Here is a 1,481-nt window from a genome sequence, read left to right on the forward strand (position 1 = left end):
TCTTACTGTGTCATATATCCTGAGGACCACTGCTTCGATGAATGGTGCAAGCGTTGCGTGAGCCGTAGTCCGAGCAAGATGCGCAACGTAGTGATGGAGTCAGGAACGTGGCGTTGTGCGCGCTGGGCTGCCGCGAGCGATGTAATCCGCGGGAAGGACAGGTAGCGCGCGTTCAGCGAAGTTTTTTTTATCGCCAGCACCTGAACCCATCCTGAGCCGCTGGGCCATCAGAAACCCATATGCGGCGATACTCAGTGTGGCGTGGTGGTGAAAACCGCGCCAGCCGCGTCCTTCGTAGTGCCCCAGTCCGAACTCCTGCTTCAGATCCTGATAGTCGCGTTCGATACGCCAACGCATCTTGGTCACGAATACGAGTTGTTCAAGTGTCGCCTCCCCGGGAGCCGTACTGAGAAAGTATTTGAGCGGTTCTGTATCTCCATCGGGCCATTCAATGAGTAACCACTCTTCAGCACGCTGGGTACTGCTCCAATAGTCGCGATGCGCGGGACGAACCCGTACGGCGGCAAATCGCGAGGAGAGTGCCGCTTTACTGCCTTCTCGCCAGGTGACGGTTTGCCAGGCGTTCGCGGGTAATTGCATGGCCAGCGCCTTGACCGTTTGCGGTTCGTGGCCTGGCGCACGACGCAGCAATGTAGGTGGCTTGCCACGCCCACTCCACGGCTTGGGCGGCAGCGGCGCCGTACCCGGCGCCCATACTGAGGTGCCCGGGCGAATCCCCACTGCGTATAACAAACCCAGCTCGCTTATCCCATCCCTAAAGGCCGTCTCATCACCATATCCTGCATCGGCCAGCACGATACCCGGCACAATCCCGGATGCAATCGCTTCGCGCAGTTGGGCCAACGCAATCTGTGGTTTGGTTGCGAAGGCCTGATCGTCAGGAATGCCCGCACGACGGGCACGTTCCCGATCGTCAATCCATTCCTTGGGGACATACAGCTGCCAGGCGATAGGCAGGCTGCCGCGTTGCGTCGCGATTGATAAACTCACTGCGACCTGACAGTTGTCCTGTTTGCCGAGCTGGCCACAATACTGGCGAGCAACCCCTACCGAGTGGCGGCCCTTCTTCGGAAAACCTGTGTCGTCAATAATCCAGTAGTAGCCGGCCTCTTCAGCGGCATGCGCGCCTAGCGCGGGCATCACCCACTCGCGCACCCGCAGCATGATTGCTTTGTCAGACCACTCTGCCTTGGCAACAAAATGGTGGAGCGACTGATGCTTCGCACTCGCATGAAGCGGATCAATATGCGCGGCCATCGGCTCGACGCTCTTTCGTGACAGCGGCAACACCAGCCCTGAACAGTAGCCTTTAAGGCCGGCGTGGCGATCAGCGTGTCCTAACTCTTGTGCCAGATGGTTCAGATACGCTTCAAATTCATCGATCTCTTCTGTCATTGCGATCGCCCGCAGTCTCTATTACTTCATACTACCAGGTATCGCTTTTTATTGACACAGTAAGA

At 57.7% G+C, this 1,481-nt stretch carries 1 protein-coding gene; it reads right to left on the minus strand.

Annotated features, from left to right (window positions below; genetic code table 11):
- Positions 1-99: 99 nt before the first annotated feature.
- On the minus strand, positions 100-1,416 hold the full coding sequence (locus tag P3T25_RS48490) for an IS701 family transposase (protein ID WP_429364876.1): 1,317 nt from the start codon (positions 1,414-1,416) through the stop codon (positions 100-102).
- Positions 1,417-1,481: the final 65 nt, after the last annotated feature.

The sequence above is a fragment of the Paraburkholderia sp. GAS32 genome, from assembly GCF_050434225.1.
GTDB classification, from domain to species: Bacteria; Pseudomonadota; Gammaproteobacteria; order Burkholderiales; family Burkholderiaceae; genus Paraburkholderia; species Paraburkholderia madseniana.

Coding starts and splice junctions, on each gene's coding strand:
- P3T25_RS48490 (WP_429364876.1), bottom strand. CDS start 1,416: ATGACAGAAGAGATCGATGAATTTGAAGCGTATCTGAACCATCTGGCA.